22 protein-coding genes are annotated in these 16,623 nt (G+C 69.7%); 1 reads left to right on the forward strand and 21 read right to left on the reverse strand.

Annotated elements, in window-relative coordinates; translation table 11 throughout:
• Window positions 1-300: 300 nt before the first annotated feature.
• From BXA10_RS00945 to BXA10_RS00955, 3 genes are all read right to left on the reverse strand, one after another.
• Window positions 301-1,245 (reverse strand): aldo/keto reductase, encoded by a 945-nt coding sequence (locus tag BXA10_RS00945; protein ID WP_076466641.1) that lies wholly within the window; start codon window positions 1,243-1,245, stop codon window positions 301-303.
• Between the two features lie 69 nt (window positions 1,246-1,314).
• A complete protein-coding gene (locus tag BXA10_RS00950; RefSeq protein ID WP_076466642.1) occupies window positions 1,315-2,994 on the reverse strand; it encodes an ABC-F family ATP-binding cassette domain-containing protein in 1,680 nt (559 codons plus the stop codon).
• 41 nt (window positions 2,995-3,035) lie between these two features.
• Window positions 3,036-3,641 (reverse strand): class I SAM-dependent methyltransferase, encoded by a 606-nt coding sequence (locus BXA10_RS00955; RefSeq protein WP_076466643.1) that lies wholly within the window; start codon window positions 3,639-3,641, stop codon window positions 3,036-3,038.
• Window positions 3,642-3,824: 183 nt separating this feature from the next.
• On the opposite strand from BXA10_RS00955, the gene BXA10_RS00960 reads away from it, so the two are divergent.
• A complete protein-coding gene (locus BXA10_RS00960) occupies window positions 3,825-4,979 on the forward strand; it encodes a hypothetical protein (protein WP_076466644.1) in 1,155 nt (384 codons plus the stop codon).
• 1 nt (window position 4,980) lies between these two features.
• Here the strand turns inward: BXA10_RS00960 and truA are convergent, their stop codons facing one another.
• From truA to rpsH, 18 genes are all read right to left on the reverse strand, one after another.
• Window positions 4,981-5,811, reverse strand: a complete 831-nt coding sequence (gene truA / locus BXA10_RS00965) for a tRNA pseudouridine(38-40) synthase TruA (protein WP_139337857.1) — start codon at window positions 5,809-5,811, stop codon at window positions 4,981-4,983.
• A gap of 69 nt (window positions 5,812-5,880) precedes the next feature.
• Window positions 5,881-6,450 carry a 50S ribosomal protein L17 gene (gene rplQ, locus BXA10_RS00970; protein WP_076466646.1) on the reverse strand — a complete coding sequence of 190 codons (570 nt, stop codon included), beginning with the start codon at window positions 6,448-6,450 and terminating at the stop codon, window positions 5,881-5,883.
• A 34-nt stretch (window positions 6,451-6,484) separates the two neighbouring features.
• Window positions 6,485-7,507: a DNA-directed RNA polymerase subunit alpha gene (locus BXA10_RS00975; RefSeq protein WP_076466647.1), complete on the reverse strand. Its 1,023-nt coding sequence runs from the start codon at window positions 7,505-7,507 to the stop codon at window positions 6,485-6,487.
• Window positions 7,508-7,605: 98 nt separating this feature from the next.
• The gene (gene rpsD, locus BXA10_RS00980; RefSeq protein WP_076466648.1) at window positions 7,606-8,232 is read right to left on the reverse strand and encodes a 30S ribosomal protein S4; all 627 of its coding nucleotides are present in this window, start codon (window positions 8,230-8,232) and stop codon (window positions 7,606-7,608) included.
• Between the two features lie 13 nt (window positions 8,233-8,245).
• Entirely contained in the window at window positions 8,246-8,653 is a 408-nt protein-coding gene (rpsK, locus tag BXA10_RS00985) for a 30S ribosomal protein S11 (protein WP_076466649.1), read from the reverse strand.
• 117 nt (window positions 8,654-8,770) lie between these two features.
• Window positions 8,771-9,151, reverse strand: coding sequence for a 30S ribosomal protein S13 (gene rpsM / locus BXA10_RS00990; protein ID WP_076466650.1), 381 nt, complete (start codon window positions 9,149-9,151; stop codon window positions 8,771-8,773).
• A gap of 262 nt (window positions 9,152-9,413) precedes the next feature.
• Window positions 9,414-9,527 (reverse strand): 50S ribosomal protein L36, encoded by a 114-nt coding sequence (rpmJ, locus tag BXA10_RS00995; RefSeq protein WP_076466651.1) that lies wholly within the window; start codon window positions 9,525-9,527, stop codon window positions 9,414-9,416.
• A 91-nt stretch (window positions 9,528-9,618) separates the two neighbouring features.
• Window positions 9,619-9,840, reverse strand: a complete 222-nt coding sequence (gene infA, locus BXA10_RS01000; protein WP_007073013.1) for a translation initiation factor IF-1 — start codon at window positions 9,838-9,840, stop codon at window positions 9,619-9,621.
• A gap of 252 nt (window positions 9,841-10,092) precedes the next feature.
• On the reverse strand, window positions 10,093-10,593 hold the full coding sequence (locus BXA10_RS01005; protein WP_076467292.1) for a DUF1707 SHOCT-like domain-containing protein: 501 nt from the start codon (window positions 10,591-10,593) through the stop codon (window positions 10,093-10,095).
• Between the two features lie 196 nt (window positions 10,594-10,789).
• A complete protein-coding gene (gene map, locus BXA10_RS01010) occupies window positions 10,790-11,635 on the reverse strand; it encodes a type I methionyl aminopeptidase (RefSeq protein ID WP_076466652.1) in 846 nt (281 codons plus the stop codon).
• An 89-nt stretch (window positions 11,636-11,724) separates the two neighbouring features.
• Window positions 11,725-12,378: an adenylate kinase gene (locus BXA10_RS01015; protein ID WP_076466653.1), complete on the reverse strand. Its 654-nt coding sequence runs from the start codon at window positions 12,376-12,378 to the stop codon at window positions 11,725-11,727.
• Window positions 12,379-13,707 (reverse strand): preprotein translocase subunit SecY, encoded by a 1,329-nt coding sequence (secY, locus tag BXA10_RS01020; protein WP_076466654.1) that lies wholly within the window; start codon window positions 13,705-13,707, stop codon window positions 12,379-12,381. It abuts the gene before it with no gap.
• Window positions 13,708-13,940: 233 nt separating this feature from the next.
• A complete protein-coding gene (gene rplO / locus BXA10_RS01025) occupies window positions 13,941-14,384 on the reverse strand; it encodes a 50S ribosomal protein L15 (protein ID WP_076466655.1) in 444 nt (147 codons plus the stop codon).
• A complete protein-coding gene (rpmD, locus tag BXA10_RS01030) occupies window positions 14,384-14,566 on the reverse strand; it encodes a 50S ribosomal protein L30 (protein ID WP_012015110.1) in 183 nt (60 codons plus the stop codon). Before rpmD ends, rplO begins: the two co-directional genes overlap by 1 nt.
• Window positions 14,566-15,180, reverse strand: a complete 615-nt coding sequence (rpsE, locus tag BXA10_RS01035; RefSeq protein ID WP_076466656.1) for a 30S ribosomal protein S5 — start codon at window positions 15,178-15,180, stop codon at window positions 14,566-14,568. Before rpsE ends, rpmD begins: the two co-directional genes overlap by 1 nt.
• Before the next feature lie 33 nt (window positions 15,181-15,213).
• Complete coding sequence (gene rplR, locus BXA10_RS01040; RefSeq protein WP_076466657.1) at window positions 15,214-15,603, reverse strand: 50S ribosomal protein L18; 390 nt, start codon at window positions 15,601-15,603, stop codon at window positions 15,214-15,216.
• Window positions 15,600-16,142 (reverse strand): 50S ribosomal protein L6, encoded by a 543-nt coding sequence (gene rplF / locus BXA10_RS01045; RefSeq protein ID WP_076466658.1) that lies wholly within the window; start codon window positions 16,140-16,142, stop codon window positions 15,600-15,602. The genes rplR and rplF overlap by 4 nt, the downstream gene beginning before the upstream one ends.
• A gap of 16 nt (window positions 16,143-16,158) precedes the next feature.
• Window positions 16,159-16,566, reverse strand: coding sequence for a 30S ribosomal protein S8 (rpsH, locus tag BXA10_RS01050; protein ID WP_076466659.1), 408 nt, complete (start codon window positions 16,564-16,566; stop codon window positions 16,159-16,161).
• Window positions 16,567-16,623: the final 57 nt, after the last annotated feature.

Consider the following 16,623-nt stretch of genomic DNA (forward strand, 5'->3'; position numbering starts at 1 on the left):
GCGACCCGCGCAAACCGCGGTGAGCCTGATACCTCAGCGGCATCAATATGCCGCTGAGGTATCAGGCCTCTCCGGAACACAGTCGACCGGGACAAAGTCGACCGGAACAGAGTCGAGCCGCACTCGTGCGCCTCCGGCCGAGCCGGTCGCCAGCGCCAGCGCCAGCGCCAGCGGCAACGCCAGCGGCAACGGCAACGGCAACGGCAACGGCAGCAACAGCAGCTGCGGCTGCGGCTGCGGCTGCGGCTGCGGCTGCGGCTGCGGCTGCGGCTGCGGCTGCGGCTGCGGCTGCGGCTGCGGTCAGAGGATCTCGCGCAGGGCGTCCAGGTCCTCGTCGGTCGGCTGCCACACCCCGGCGGCCGCGTTGGCGAGCACCTGTTCGGGGGTGGTCGCCCCGGCGATCACCGAGGTCACTGCCGGCTGGGCGGCGAGCCCACCGATGGCCACCTGGAGCATGGTGAGGCCGCGCTCGTCCGCGTACCGGCCGATCGCCTCGATGCGGTCCCAATCAGCCGCGGCGAGCCGGGCGGCGTACCGGCCACCACCGGCGAGCCGGCTGCCGGCGGGCGGCGCCTCGCCCCGCTTGTACTTGCCGGTGAGCAGCCCGTTGGCCAGCGGGAAGAACGGCAGCAGCCCCAGCCCGAAACGCTCACACGCCGGGACCACCTCGGTCTCGACGGAGCGCTCCACCAGGCTGTACTGGTTCTGCGCGCTGATGAACCGGGACCGGCCGTTGGACGAGGCCACCCAGTCGGCGTCCGCGATCTGCCAGCCGGAGAAGTTGGAGTTGCCCAGGTAGCGCACCTTCCCGGCGCGGACCAGGTCGTCCAGGGCGGCGAGGGTCTCGTCGATCGGGGTGGCCGGATCGGGCTCGTGCATCTGGTACAGGTCGATGTAATCGGTGCCGAGCCGGCGCAGCGACGCCTCGACGGCCCGGGCGATGTAACGCCGGGCGCCCCGGGCACCGAAGTCCGGGCCGTTCAGGCCGTTCATGTCCATGCCGAACTTGGTGGCCACCACCACGTCGTCGCGGCGGCCCTTGAGCGCCTGCCCGAGCAGCTCCTCGGAACTGCCCTGCGGCTCGCCGTAGATGTCCGCGGTGTCGAAGAAGTTGATCCCGGCGTCCAGCGCGGCGTCCACCACGGCGCGAGTGCCGTCGAAGTCGAGCTTGCGGCCGAAGTTGTTGCAGCCGATGCCGACGACGGACACCACGAGCCCGGAGTCGCCCAGCCGGCGGTAGGTCATGTCAGTCACGAGATCGACTCTATGCCTGCTGGCCGGTGCGCGGGCGGGCGGCCGGCAGCCCGATGCCGGTCACTTCACGTCCCACACCGGCTCGGGTGTCTCCACCACCTCGCCGTCACCCCGGAAGAGCACGAACCGGTCGAAGGTACGGGTGAACCAGCGGTCGTGGGTCACCGCGACCACCGTCCCCTCGAACGCGGTCAGACCGGCCTCCAGCGCCTCGGCGCTGGCCAGGTCGAGGTTGTCGGTCGGCTCGTCGAGCAGCAGCAGGGTCGCCCCGGACAGCTCCAGCAGCAGCACCAGGAAACGCGCCTGCTGGCCGCCGGAGAGCGTGCCGAACCGCTGGTCCCCCTGCCCGGCCAGCTCGTAGCGGGACAGCGCCGCCATCGCCGGGTGCCGGTCCATCCCGGCCCGGTGCTCGTCACCCCGCCACAGGATCTCGACGAGGGTCTTCGCCATCAGCTCCGGCCGGTCGTGCGTCTGGGAGAAGTGCCCCGGCCGGACGCGCGCGCCGAGCCGGGCCACACCGTCGTGCGCCACCGGCGCGAGCGTGAGCCCGGCGTCCACCGGGCCGTTCGCCGGGTCCGGGTCGGTGCCGCCGCGGGCCAGCAACCGCAAAAAGTGCGACTTGCCGGTGCCATTCGCGCCGAGCACCGCGACCCGGTCGCCGTACCAGATCTCCAGGTCGAACGGGTAGGTGAGGCCGTCCAGCTCCAGCTGCTCGCAGACGATCGCGCGCTTGCCGGTCCGCCCGCCGGTCAGCCGCATCCGGATGTCCTGGTCCTTCGGCGGTACGGGCGGCGGACCGGCCTCCTCGAACTTCCGCAGCCGGGTCTGCGCCGCCTGGTAGCGCGAGGCCAACCCGTCGTTGTACGCGGCTTTCTGCTTGTACATCAGCATCAGCTCGCGCAGTTTCTGGTGCTCCTCGTCCCAGCGCCGGCGCAGCTCGTCCAGGCGGGCGTGCCGGGCCACCCGTGCCTCGTGCCAGCTGGCGAAGCCGCCCGGGTGTACCCAGGCGCTGCCTCCCTCGACGGCGACCACCCGGTCGGCCGTACGGGCGAGCAACTCGCGGTCGTGCGACACGTAGAGCACCGACTTCGCCGACTCGCGCAGCCGCCCCTCCAGCCATCGCTTGCCTGGCACGTCGAGGAAGTTGTCCGGCTCGTCCAGGAGCAGCACCTCGTCCGGGCCGCGTAGCAGCAGTTCCAGGGCGAAGCGTTTCTGCTGCCCCCCGGAGAGGGTCCGGACTGGACGGTCCCGGGCCGCCTCCCACGGCAGGTCGAGCACGATGGTGGCGACGGTGTCGAAGAGCACCTCGGCGTCGTACCCGCCGACCTCGCCCCAGGCGGCGAGCGCGTCCGCGTACGCCAGCTGCGCCTTGCCCGCGGCGGTGCTGTACTTGCCGCGGACCTCGGCCTCCCGCATGGCCGCCTCGGTGTCCGCGAGCCGGCGGCCGGCCGCGCGCAGTGCGGGCGGGGCGAGCGAGAGCGCCAGGTCGGCGAGCGTGGAATCGTCCCCGATCATGCCGATGAACTGCCGCATCACGCCGAGACCGCCGGTACGCGCGATCGCGCCGGTCTTCACCGGCAAGTCACCTGCAACCATCCGCAGCAGCGTCGTCTTGCCCGCGCCGTTCGGCCCGACGAGCGCCACCTTCGCGCCCTCACCGACCCGGAAGGACACCTCGTTGAAGAGCTCCCGACCGTCCGGCAGGATGTGCCCGACCGCCGCCACGTCCACGTAACCCACGCCGGGATCCTGCCCTAGCCTCCCTGCCCGGGTACATCCAATTACCGGCCGACGCGCAGCACCCGGAAACCCTTCTGGCTGGCGTACCGCTCGACCTGCCAACCCTGGTCGACGAGCCAGCGGTGCAGCGAGTCGCCACCGAGATGGCGGGCGACGACCAGCCAGGCGACGCCGTCCGGGGCGAGCCGGGGCAGCCAGCGCCGGAGCAGCTCGTGCAGTTCGTCCTTGCCGATCCGAATCGGCGGATTGGACCAGAGCTGGGTGAAGCGGACCTCGGCCGGTACGTCGTCGGGGGCGAGCACCCGCACCCGGTCCGCGGCACCGATCCGCTCGGCGTTGGCGGTGGCCAGGGCCCGCGCCCGTTCGTTCACGTCGACGGCCCACACGGTCGCCGCCGGGGCGCTGTCGGCCAGTACGCAGCTGATCGGGCCGAATCCGCAGCCGAGGTCGAGCAGGTCACCTGTGCTGTCGACCTCGGGCAGCTCGGCCTTGCGGAGCAGCACCGCGGTACCGGGATCCAGCCGGTCCGCGGAGAAGACCCCGGCCGCCGACACGAGTGAGTAGTCACGGCCGGCGACGTTGAACTCGACCTCACGCGGGCGTGCGGCGGTCGTCGGTTCAGCGGTGAAGTAGTGGTCGCCGGTCACGCCGGCAATTCTCGCACCGGCCCTGCTCCGGCCCGGCGACGCCCCGAGGGCTGCTCCGCCAGGGCGGGTCTCGATCCGTTACGAACCGTGTCGTCGCGGCGTTGTGCAGATGACCCGACACCAGTCCGCCACAGTTTTGCGTAATTACCACCTAAAGGGACGATAGCTCCTACTCTTGGCGACATGGTGTATCGGTACGAGTTCGATGAGGACGCTTTCGTGGACGACCCGGAGCGCGGGTCCGACTCCATGCTCGGCGCCGGTCCGCCACCTCCGGCCGGACCATCTCCGTCCCGCTTCCCCACCCCGGCGCTGCCCCGCGCGACACGAATGGCCCCGCCCGCGCCCGCGCCCGAACCGCAGCCGGCGCCGACCGAGCCGCCCGCGCCGGCGGAGACCCCCACCGCGCCACCGGTACGGGCGGAGGTCCCCGCCCCGCCGCCCTCGTCCCAGGTCTACGTCTCGGCCGACCCGACGCCGGAGCCGTCCGCGACCACGCCCGTCCCCCGGGCCGGCGGCGGCCGGCTCTGGCAGGTACTCGTCGGTGGCGCGGCCGTCCTGGTGCTACTCGCGCTCTGCGGGCTCGGCGCCGCCGCCCTGCTCGCCGACCGGACGCCGACGCCGCAGCTGACGCCGAACTACCAGGCCGGTGCCGATCCGTCCGCCGACCCGGCCGAGGAGGAGAACCTCGACTCGCGGGACGTCGACCAGGCGCCGCTGACCACGAAGGAGCTCTTCGCCGGCAAGGAACTCGTCATCGCTGACGGCCAGCCGGCGTACAAGGTGCTGAAGACGCAGGCCAGCGCCAGCTGCCCGGTCGCCGCCACCGACGAGATCGCCGACCTGCTGGTCCGGCTCGGCTGCAACCAGGTCGTGCGGGGCACACTTCGTACCCCGGACGGCGATCACCTCGTCACCACTGGCCTGTTCAACCTCACCGACCGGGCCAGCGCCGAACGGGTCCGCGACCGGATCCGCCAGTTGCTCGACGAGCGGCAGGGACGGTTCCGCGGCATGGCGGCCGGTGCGGACACCGAGGCGATCGCGAGCGCACCGGCCCGCGTCGGCTGGCAGGTCCGCGGCCACTACCTGGCGTACGCCGTGGTCACGCGCAGCGACGGCGAGGCGATCAAGTCCGGCGACGAGAAGGCGCGCGAGGTCCTGTTCGACATGATCGAGCTGCACCTCAACCGGAGCGTGCTCCAGCGGCGAGCCGACGGTGGCAGCGCGACGCAGCCCACGGCCGGCCCGTCCGCGACCACCGGCGTGCAGGACGGCGTGGACGACTCGCCGACGGACGACGGATCGCCGGACGACGACGAGTCAGCAGACAACTGAGCTAGGCCTCCGCGGGCACCCGCAGACGGCGGGTGACCTCCGCGCGCCGGGCGTACCCGGCGGGATCGTCCGGGTAGCCGACGGCCACCAGGGTCAGCCCGTGCGCGGGCGCGACAGTCACGTGGCTGGAGCGCTCACGGTGGGAGAGCAGGCTCGCCGGCCACTCCACCGGCCGCCGGCCGTCCCCGGCGACGAGCATCGCGCCGACCAGGCTGCGGACCATCGCCTGGCAGAACGCGTCGGCCTGCACGGTGGCGACCAGCAGGCCGTCCGGCTCCCGCCGCCAGTCCAGCCGGGTCACCTCACGCAGCGTGGTGGCGTTCTCCTTGCGTCGGCAGTACGCAGCGAAGTCGTGTTCCCCCACCAGACCGGCCGCGGCGGCGTTCAGCGCATCCAGGTCGAGCGGTCGCGGCCAGGCCAGGGTCAGGTGACGGTGGAGCGGCTCGGCGCCGTACGGGGCATCGGTCACCCGGTACTCGTAGCGCCGGAAGGTGGCCGAGAAACGGGCGTCGAACTCTGCCGGCACCTCGGTGACCGCCCGAACCCGGACGTCGACGGGGAGCAGCCGGGCCAGTCGGCGCAGCAGTGTGGACTTCCGCTCCTGCCAGACGTCGCCGGGCAGGTCCACATGGCACACCTGACCGGTCGCGTGCACGCCGGCGTCGGTGCGCCCGGCGACGGTCAGCCCGGTCGCGGTGCCCGCGCCGAGCAGGAGGTCGAGCGCCTCACCGAGTACGCCCGCGACCGTACGCCGGTCCGGCTGCACGGCCCAGCCGGAGAAGTCGGTCCCGTCGTACGACACGTCCAGCCGTAGCCGGGTGCGCCCGTCCACCCTCATACCTCCTGTGACGATTCGGGCCCGGCACCCACCAGGGGTGCCGGGCCCGACCAAAGCCTTCGATCAGGCCTTGTTCTCGTTGTTCTCCTCGATGGCGAGGTCGCTGTCCTCGCGCGCCTCGGCGGTGTCGCCGGACGCGGAGACCGGCGCCTCGGCGTCCTGGTCGACCGGCTCGGACCGCGGGGTCTCCTCCTCGGGGGCGAGCGCCTCGACCTTGTCCTGCTGAGCAGCCTTGCGGGCAGCGGTCTTCTTGTTCGCCTTCGGCTCGGCGACCTGCAGCTCCTCGACCAGCTCGATGATCGCCATCGGCGCGGCGTCACCCTTGCGCGGCCCGGTCTTCACGATCCGGGTGTAGCCACCGTTGCGGTTGGCGTACCGAGGCGCGATCTGGTCGAACAGGGCGTAGACCACGTCCTTGTCCTTGACGACGGCGAGCACCCGACGCCGGGAGGCCAGATCACCGCGCTTGGCCTTGGTGATCAGCTGCTCCGCGAGCGGGCGCAGCCGCCGGGCCTTGGTCTCGGTGGTCTGGATCTTGCCGTGCTGGAACAGCGACGTGGCCAGGTTGGCCAGCATCAACCGCTCGTGCGCGGGGCTGCCGCCGAGGCGGGGACCCTTGGTGGGCGTGGGCATTCTCGGTGCTCCTCAGATGTGGCGGCAGCGCGATCTAGAGCTGCTCGGTCTCGCGGTAGTCGTCGGTGTCGTAGTCGGCCTCGCCGAAGGTGTCCACGACGTGCGCCGGGTCGAAGTTCGGAGCCGAGTCCTTCAGCCCCAGACCCATCCCGGCGAGCTTCATCTTGACCTCGTCGATCGACTTCTGGCCGAAGTTACGGATGTCGAGGAGGTCGGCCTCGGTACGCCCGATGAGCTCACCAACGGTGTTGATGCCCTCGCGCTTGAGGCAGTTGTAGGAGCGGACGGTGAGGTCCAGCTCCTCGATCGGCAGGGCCAGGTCCGCCGCCAGCTGGGCGTCCTGCGGCGACGGGCCGATGTCGATGCCCTCGGCGGTCTCGTCCAGCTCCCGGGCCAGCCCGAACAGCTCCACCAGCGTGGACCCGGCGGAGGCCAGCGCGGTGCGCGGGCCCATCGACGGCTTGGTCTCGACGTCGATGATCAGCCGGTCGAAGTCGGTCCGCTGCTCGACACGGGTCGCCTCGACGCGGTAGGTGACCTTCAGGACCGGCGAGTAGATCGAGTCGACCGGGATCCGGCCGATCTCGGCGCCCGCCTGCTTGTTCTGCGCCGCCGTGACGTAGCCCCGACCCCGCTCGACGGTCAGCTCCATGTCGAGCCGGCCCTTGCCGTTCAGGGTGGCGAGCTTCAGGTCCGGGTTGTGCACCGAGACGCCGGCCGGCGGCTGGATGTCCCCCGCCGTCACGTCGCCCGGGCCCTGCTTACGCAGGTACATGCTGACCGGCTCGTCGTGCTCGGAGCTCACGCAGAGCTCCTTGATGTTCATGACGAGCTCGACCACGTCCTCCTTGACACCGGGGATCGTGGTGAACTCGTGCAGCACACCGTCGATCTTGATCGAGGTCACGGCCGCGCCGGGGATCGACGACAGCAGCGTACGCCGCAGGGAGTTGCCCAGGGTGTAGCCGAAGCCCGGCTCCAGCGGCTCGATGGTGAACCGGGACCGGGTCTCGTTGATCGACTCCTCGGAGAGGGTCGGTCGCTGGCTGATGAGCATGTCTTCTCTTCTCTTCCGGGGCGCCCGCTATTTGACGCCCACGACACAAACTGTTCCGGTGGTCCGCCCCCGCAGGGGCGGACCACCGCAACGAGCCCTTACTTGGAGTAGAGCTCGACGATCAGCTGCTCCTGCACCTGGGTGTCGATCACCTGGCGGCTCGGGAGCGAGTGCACGAGGATCTTCATCTGGCTGGGGATCGCCTCCAGCCACGCCGGCACCGACTTCGAGCCGGCCTCGGCCTGCGCCACGATGAACGGGGTGAGCTCCTTGCTCTTGCCCCGGACCTCGATGATGTCGTGCTCCTTGACGCGGGCCGACGGGATGTCGACCTTCTTGCCGTTCACGGTGAAGTGGCCGTGCTTGACCAGCTGGCGGGCCATGTCGCGAGACTTGGCGTAGCCGGCCCGGTAGACCACGTTGTCCAGCCGCGACTCGAGGATCTGCAGGAGGACCTCACCGGTCTTGGCCTGCTTGCCGACGGCTTCCTCGTAGTAACCGCGGAACTGCTTCTCCAGCACGCCGTAGACGCGGCGGGCCTTCTGCTTCTCGCGGAGCTGGAGCAGGTACTCCGTCTCCTTGGTGCGGCCGCGGCCGTGCTGCCCGGGCGGGAACGGCCGGGACTCGAACGGGCACTTCGGGCCATCGCACTTGCTGCCCTTGAGGAACAGCTTCATCTTCTCCCGCCGGCAACGGCGGCAGTCAGCACCGGTGTAACGAGCCATCTCTCTCTACCTCTCAGACCCGACGACGCTTCGGCGGACGGCACCCGTTGTGCGGCTGCGGGGTGACGTCGGAGATCTGCCCGACCTCCAGCCCGACGGCCTGCAGCGAACGGATGGCGGTCTCCCGGCCGGAGCCGGGGCCCTTTACGAACACGTCGACCTTGCGCATGCCGTGGTCCATCGCACGACGCGCGGCGGCCTCGGCGGCCAGCTGCGCGGCGAACGGGGTCGACTTGCGGGAGCCCTTGAAGCCAACCTGGCCGGCGGAGGCCCAGGAGATGACCGCACCAGTCGGGTCCGTGATGGAGACGATGGTGTTGTTGAAGGTGCTCTTGATGTGCGCCTGCCCGTGGGCGACGTTCTTGCGTTCCTTGCGCCGGACCTTCTTGACTGCGGCTCCGGCACGAGCCTTCGGTGGCATAAGTCTGTGCGCTCCTGAATGGGTTCTGGCTTGTCGCCCCGTTGATTACGTAGACACCGGTTCCGGTTGGAGCCCGGCCTACCTCGGCGGAGAACGACCAGAATTCCGGTTAAAGAATTACTTCTTGCCGGGCTTCTTCTTGCCGGCGACAGTCCGCTTCGGGCCCTTCCGGGTCCGCGCGTTGGTCTTGGTCCGCTGGCCACGCACGGGCAGGCCCCGGCGGTGCCGGATACCCGCGTACGAGCCGATCTCGACCTTGCGGCGGATGTCAGCGGCGACCTCGCGGCGCAGGTCGCCTTCAACCTTGTAGTTGCCCTCGATGTGGTTGCGGAGCTGGACCAGCTCCTCATCCGTGAGGTCCCGGGCGCGCTTGTCCGGCGAGATGCCGGTGGCGGCGAGCGTCTCCAGAGCGCGGGTACGGCCCACGCCGAAGATGTAGGTGAGCGCGATCTCCATCCGCTTCTCGCGGGGGAGGTCGACGCCGACTAGACGTGCCATGTGCGGGCGTGCTCCTCGTGATGTTGTGACGGAGGTCTGCACCCGTCCCGTCCCGCTCACGACTGGCTCCTGCCTCCGACGCGCTGTGCGCCGGCGACCGGGAGTCGGTCGCTGCCCGAGCGGGCCCCGGCCTCCGACCGGGGGTCGGCCACGAAGGAGTACGCCTGACGCGTACCGCTCGCGGCTGGGACGAGCATTTGCTGTGTGTTCGGGACCTGCCGCCCGGGCCGTCCTCACCGGTCGACGTGACCGGCGGAGGGGCTCAGCCCTGGCGCTGCTTGTGGCGCGGGTCGCTGCAGATGACCATGACCCGGCCGTGCCGACGGATCACCCGGCACTTGTTGCAGATCCTCTTGACGCTCGGGTTGACCTTCACGGTTGCCTTACTTCCCATCAGGCCCGGTGACGCGCCACGCGCGACCACGGACGTCGAAGACGGACAGGGAACAACCCGGCCGTCGTCAGGACTACTTGTAGCGGTAGACGATGCGCCCGCGGGTCAGGTCGTACGGCGAGAGTTCGACGACGACCCGATCCTCCGGCAGGATGCGGATGTAGTGCTGCCGCATCTTGCCGCTGATGTGAGCCAGCACCTTGTGGCCGTTCGCGAGCTCTACGCGGAACATGGCGTTCGGCAGGGGCTCGATGACCCGACCTTCGATCTCGATGGCTCCGTCTTTTTTCGGCATGTCCTCCGCTGTCCTGACGTCGGTTGCTCCGGACGGCTCACAACGCCTTACACGGGTGACTGATCAAGATCAGGCAGCCCGCGCCAGCCGCGGCTCCAGCACCCATCGAAGCGCTGATGGGCATGCCGGAGTGGACGCTGTGCGCCGATCAAACAGTGTACGCCCGTCTACGTCCGGCCGCCAAACCGACCACCAGCGGATTCCGCGTACGGATGAAAGCCGGCGCCCGGCTGCCTGGCCCGGGTCGCCCGACTACCGTCTCCGGTCCCGCTTCGCCCGCTTGCGCTGGCGCCGCCGCTCCCGCTTCCCGGTCCACCGCTGCGGCTCTGCACCTGCGAGACCACCGATCGTGCGGACCAGCAGGAGCGCTCCCCACGGACCGGCCACCCAGCCGGGCCAGAAGTAGAGCAGTTCGCCGGCGGACGCGGACGCGATCGCCCACACCGCCAGCACGATCGGCACCACCTGGAGGTACGGCAGCCAGACCCGGAGCAGCCAGCGGGCGGTCGCCGGGCGGTCAGCCGGCAGCGCCCCGGGCACCACCGGCCGCCCCTCGGGCACCGCCGGTCGCGCGGCCGCCGGGGGCGTGACACCGGGAAGGTCGGTAAGCAGCGCGTCGAGCTCCCCGTACGTCCGGGCGGCGTAGGCCCGCCGCAGGCGCTCGTCGTACTCGTGCAGATCCAGCCGGCCCTCGTCCAGCGCCACCCGCAGCTGCTCGGCCACCGCCTGACGGTCGGCGTCCGCGGCCCGCATCTCGTTCCGCCGCTCCACGCCCGCGAGCATGCCACTTGCGCGCCAGCCGCACGAGGCCCGAAAGCCCCGCGCCCGCCGATCAGCGGGTTCGGGCAGAAGGATGCATCCGAAACGCCCAACCTGTCACATACGCCCGTCCGGTAACCGCATCAGACAGCCGGCCGGTGCGGTGACCCCGCACCCGGGGCAGGTCGGTTCAGGCGGTGGGGGCAGGCTGCCGGGCCGTGACGAGGTCGCCCAGGCGGGCGCGGCCGCCGTCCTCGGCGGTCAGCACCCACACCCCGTCGGGCAGCAGCGCCATCGTGTGCTCGACGTGCGCGGCAATCGATCCGTCGCGGGTCACGACGGTCCAGCCGTCCGACAGTTCCGCGGTACGGGGCGAGCCCATGGTGATCATCGGTTCGATCGCCAGCGCCATCCCGGTCACCAGCCGTGGGCCCTTGCCCGGCCGCCCGTGGTTGAGCACGTGCGGGTCCTGGTGCATCTCGGTGCCGATCCCGTGGCCGCCGTAGCCGTCGACGATGCCGTACCGGCCACCCCGGCGGACCGCGTCCTCCACCGCGTGCGAGATGTCGGTGAGTCGCCCCCGACCACTGGCCGCGCCGCGGGCGGCAGCGGCGATCCCGGCCCACATCGCGTCCTCGGCCACTGCGGCCATCTTGAGCAGCGCCGGGTCCACGTCCCCGACCCCGACGGTGATCGCTGAGTCGCCGTGCCAGCCGTCGAGCACGGCACCGCAGTCGATGGAGATGAGATCGCCGTCGCGGAGCACCTGGGCGGGCGCCGGGATGGCGTGCACCACCTGCTCGTTGACGGAGGAGCAGATCGAGGCCGGATAGCCGTGGTAGCCCTTGAACGACGGGACGGCCCCCGCCCCGCGGATCGTCGACTCGGCGATGGCATCCAGGTCGGCCGTGCTGACCCCGGGAGCCACCGCCTCCCGCATCCGACGCAGCGCTTCGGCGACCACCAGTCCGGCGGCCCGCATCTTCTCGATCTGCTCGGGGGTCTTCAGCTGGATGTCCAGCTGGGGACGGCGCATGGAGCAATTACCTTTCGTTGCCGAAACAGCGGGGCACGCCGGACGTACCCCGCTGTTCGCACTCTATCCACCGGCGATCCGGCGGAACCTCAGCCGCCGTACGACCGCAACGCGTCGATGGCACGGACGGTGACGTCTTCCACCGGTCCCGTGGCGTCGATTCCGACCAGCTTGCCCTGGGCGCCGTAGTAGTCGACCAGCGGCGCGGTCTTCTCGGCGTACTCCCGGAGCCGGGTGGCGATGGTCTCCGGCTTGTCGTCGTCGCGCTGGAAGAGCTCGCCGCCGCACCTGTCGCAGATGCCCTCGCGAGTGGTGGCGTCGAACTCGACGTGCCAGATCTTGCCGCAGCCCCGGCAGGTCCGGCGGCCGGAGAGCCGCCGGATCACCTCGTCGTCGTCGACGACCAGTTCGAGCACCACGTCCAGGGCGGTGCCCAGGTCCGCGAGGAGCTTGTCCAGCGCGGCGGCCTGCGGGGTCGTACGGGGAAAGCCGTCGAGCAGGAAGCCCTCGCTCGCGTCCGGTTCGGCCAGCCGGTCCCGGACCATGTTGATGGTCACCTCGTCCGGCACCAGCTCGCCGGCGTCCATGTACCGCTTCGCCTCGATGCCCAACGGGGTGCCCTGGGACACGTTCGACCGGAAGATGTCGCCCGTCGAGATCTTCGGCACCGCGAGATGGGCGGCGATGAACTCGGCCTGTGTGCCCTTACCCGCTCCCGGCGGGCCAACCAAGACGAGTCTCATCTACCGCAGGAACCCTTCGTAGTTCCGCTGCATCAGTTGGCTCTCGATCTGCTTCACGGTCTCCAGGCCGACGCCGACCATGATCAGCACAGCGGTACCACCGAACGGGAAGTTCTGGTACTGCTGGTTGTCGAGCCAGATGAAGAAGAAGTTCGGCAGGATCGAGACGATGCCCAGGTACAGCGCGCCCGGAAGGGTGATCCGGCTGAGGATGAAGTCGAGGTAGTCGGCCGTCGGCTTGCCGGGGCGGATGCCCGGTACGAACCCGCCGTACTTCTTCATGTTGTCCGCGACCTCGGTCGGGTTGAACGTGATCGAGACGTAGAAGTACGTGAAGAAGATGATCAGCAGGAAGTAGACCGAGATGTAGATCGGGCTGTCCGGCGCCACCAGGTTGTTCTGGATCCACGCCTGGGTCTTGCCCGGGTTCGTCTGGTCGAAGAACTGCAGCGCCAGCTGCGGCAGGTAGAGCAGCGACGAACCGAAGATGACGGGGATGACACCAGCCTGGTTGACCTTCAGCGGGATGTAGGTCGAGGTGCCGCCGTACATCCGCCGGCCGATCATCCGCTTGGCGTACTGCACCGGGATCCGGCGCTGCGCCTGCTCGATGAAGGTGACCGCGGTGATGACGACCAGGACCAGAGCGATGACGAGGAAGAACTTCCACCAGCCCTGGGAGGTCTTGATCTGCCAACCCTCGCTGGGGAGGCGAGCCGCGATCGAGGTGAAGATCAGGACGGACATGCCGTTGCCGACGCCGCGGTCGGTGATCAGCTCACCGAGCCACATGACCACACCGGTGCCGGCGGTCATCGTCATGACCAGGACGCTCAGCGTCAGCCAGTCGGGGATGCCGACACCGTCGGGGATGATCGGGAACTGGTCGCAGCGGTTCTGGAAGAGCTGACCGGACCGGGCCAGCGCCACGAACGCCGAGGCCTGCAGGACACCGAGGCCGAGGGTCAGGTAGCGGGTGTACTGGGTGATCTTCGCCTGGCCGGCCTGGCCCTCCTTACGGAGCTGCTCCAGCCGCGGGATCACCACGGTCAGCAGTTGCAGGATGATGGACGCCGTGATGTAGGGCATGATGCCCAGCGCGAAGACTGACAGCTGCAGCAGCGCCCCGCCCGAGAACAGGTTGAGCAGGTTCAGCACGCCGGTGGTGTCACCCTGGATGGAGTCGAGGCACTTCTGCACGTTGCCGTACGAAACGCCTGGGCTGGGCAGGGTGGCGCCGAGCCGGTAGATCGCGATGATGCCGACTGTGAACAGCAGCTTCTTGCGCAGGTCAGGCGTTCGGAACGCACTGAGAAAGGCGGACAGCAACTTCTTCCTCCTGCGCGAGGCGGGCCGCCGGTTGTCCCTGGCGGTTCGGGGTGGGTGCCGGGCGAGTGCCCGATATCCATGGCTGGGAAGGGACTCTAACAGCCCGATCCCGGTCCGGGCAGACGTGCCCGGCTACATAAACCGAATCCGATATTACTTGGCGTGAACGTCCCAGGTAGACCATGGCGCCCGCCAGTTGGTCACAACTGGACGGGCGCCATGGGTCATACGCCTTACAGCTCGGTGACCGAGCCACCGGCGGCGGTGATCTTCTCCTTGGCCGACGCGCTGAACGCGTGCGCCGACACCTGGAGGTTCACCCCACCGAGTTCTCCGGTACCGAGGACCTTCACCGGCTGGCCCTTGCGGACCGCACCGGCGTCGACCATCTCCTGCGGGCCGACCTGGCCGCCGTTCGGGAAGAGCTCGGCGAGCCGGTCCAGGTTGACCACCTGGAACGTCACCTTGAACTTGTTCTTGAAGCCCTTCAGCTTCGGCAGGCGCATGTGGATGGGCATCTGCCCACCCTCGAACGCCGCCGAGATGTTCTTCCGGGCCTTGGAACCCTTGGTACCGCGGCCAGCGGTCTTGCCCTTGGAACCCTCACCGCGACCCACCCGGGTCTTCGCGGTCTTGGACCCCGGCGCCGGGCGCAGGTGGTGGACCTTGATCGTCATTACTCGACCTCCTCGACCTTCACGAGGTGGTTCACAGTGAAGATCATGCCGCGGATCTCGGGCCGGTCCTCCTTGACCACCACGTCGTTGATCCGCTTGAGACCGAGCGAACGCAGCGAATCACGCTGGTTCTGCTTGGTCCCGATCTCGGACCGGACCTGGGTGACCTTCAGACGCGCCATCAGGAAGCCACCCCCGCCCGCGTCGCCAGCATGGCGGCCGGCGCGACGTCCTCGACCGGCAGACCACGACGGGCGGCCACGGCCTCCGGCGACTCCAGCGACTTCAGAGCCGCCACGGTGGCGTGCACGATGTTGATCGGGTTCGACGAACCGAGGCTCTTGGAGAGCACATCGTGGATACCCGCGCACTCCAGCACGGCACGCACCGGTCCACCGGCGATGACACCCGTACCGGCCGAGGCCGGCTTGAGCAGCACGACGCCTGCGGCGTCCTCGCCCTGAACCGGGTGCGGGATCGACTGGCCGATCCGCGGCACCTTGAAGAAGTGCTTCTTGGCCTCCTCGACGCCCTTGGCGATCGCCGCGGGCACCTCCTTGGCCTTTCCGTAGCCCACGCCGACCGTGCCGTCGCCGTCGCCCACGATCACCAGGGCGGTGAAGCTGAAGCGACGACCACCCTTCACGACCTTGGCGACGCGGTTGATCGCGACGACCCGCTCAAGGTGCGGGGTCTTCTCGACGGGCGCGTTTCCGCGGCCGCCCTCACGGCGGTTGTCGCGGCGACCACCCTCGTTGCCACCGGACCCGCCGCCACGGCGCTGTTGACCTGGCATCAGCAGCCTTCCTTCTCTCTCGTGACGGGGTTACTAGAACTCGAGCCCGGCTTCGCGGGCGGCATCGGCAAGCGCGGCGACCCGCCCCGCGTACCGGTTGCCACCACGGTCGAAGACGACCTTGGAGACGCCGGCGGCCTTGGCCCGCTCGGCGAGCAGGGCGCCCACCTTGCCGGCGAGGGCGCTCTTGTCGCCCTCGGCACCGCGCAGCGAGGCGTCCATGGTCGACGCCGACGCCACGGTGTGACCCTTGGTGTCGTCGACGACCTGGGCGACGATGTGCCGCAGCGAACGGGTGACGACCAGGCGCGGACGCTCGGCGGTGCCACTGACGTTCTTGCGGACCCGGAAGTGCCGACGCGCACGCCCGACGGCGCGCTTGGCGGCGACGCCGCGGCGGCGCTTGAGCAGCGTGGCGCTCACTTCTTACCTGCCTTTCCGGCCTTGCGGCGGATGACCTCGCCCTGGTACTTGATGCCCTTGCCCTTGTAGGGCTCCGGCGGGCGGATCTTCCGGATGTTGGCGGCGATCTCGCCGACCTGCTGCTTGTCGATGCCGGCGATGTGGAACAGCGTCGGGCGCTCCACCGTGAAGGTGATGCCCTCCGGCGCGGCCACAGTGACCGGGTGCGAGAAGCCGAGCGCGAACTCCAGGTCCTTGCCCTTGGCGGTGACCCGGTAACCGGTGCCCGCGATCTCCAGGCTCTTCCGGTAGCCCTCGGTGACGCCGACGATCATGTTGGCGACCAGGGTCCGGCTGAGGCCGTGCAGTTCCTTCGACTTGCGCTCATCGTCCGGGCGGTTGACGGACAGCTGGCCGTCCTCGCTCCGCTCGATGCTGATCGGCTCGGCCAGGGTGTGCGACAGCTCGCCCTTAGGGCCCTTGACCTTGACGGTCCGGCCGTCGATCGTGATGTCGACGCCGGATGGCACCGGGATCGACTTACGTCCAATACGCGACATTTCTACCTGTCTCCCGTTACCAGACGAAGGCGAGGACTTCCCCGCCAACGCTCCGCTTGCGGGCCTGCCGGTCGGTGAGCAGCCCCTGGGACGTCGAAATGATCGCCACGCCCAGCCCACCGAGCACCCGGGGGAGCCCGTCCGACTTGGCGTACACCCGGAGACCGGGCTTGGACACGCGCTTGACGCCGGCCAGGCTCCGCTCCCGGTTCTGGCCGTACTTCAGCTCGACGACCAGTCGCTTGCCGACGGCGCCCTCCTCGGGCTCCTCGACCGACCAGGTGGCGATGTAACCCTCGGCCTTCAAGACCTCGGCGATGTTCGCCTTGATCTTGGAGTAGGGCATCGTCACCCGGTCGTGGTACGCCTGGTTGGCGTTACGCAGACGCGTGAGCATGTCTGCGATCGGGTCGGTCATCGTCATGGATTTCGTCAACCTTTCTCGCCGGGGTTCCCGCGTTCGCCCGCAGGCCTACGGCGA

Source organism: Micromonospora avicenniae, from assembly GCF_900156065.1.
GTDB lineage: Bacteria > Actinomycetota > Actinomycetes > Mycobacteriales > Micromonosporaceae > Micromonospora > Micromonospora avicenniae.